This window comes from Parafrankia sp. Ea1.12, from assembly GCF_900465275.1.
Lineage (GTDB): Bacteria > Actinomycetota > Actinomycetes > Frankiales > Frankiaceae > Parafrankia > Parafrankia soli.
Genome location: NZ_UBIZ01000039.1, coordinates 1 through 233, shown reverse-complemented (window position 1 = coordinate 233; position 233 = coordinate 1). Strand labels below are relative to the sequence as shown.

General features: G+C 73.8%; 1 protein-coding gene. It reads right to left on the bottom strand.

Going from position 1 to position 233, the window contains the following annotated elements; all coding sequences use genetic code 11:
• The coding region (locus tag FMEAI12_RS00190) for a PLP-dependent transferase (RefSeq protein WP_200835109.1) at positions 1-233 on the bottom strand (233 nt) is incomplete at both ends.

Here is a 233-nt window from a genome sequence, read left to right as displayed (position 1 = left end):
ACGCCCTCGAGGCCGACGCAGAGCCTGACCAGGTCGGCGGACACCCCGCTGGTGAGCCGTTCGTCCTCGCGTAGCTGCGCGTGCGTGGTGGACGCCGGGTGGATGGCCAGCGAGCGGACGTCGCCGATGTTGGCGAGGTGGCTGAACAGCTCCAGGCCCTCGACGAACTTCCGGCCCGCCGCCGCACCGCCCTCGATACCGAACGCCAGCACGGCGCCCGCGCCGCGGGGCAG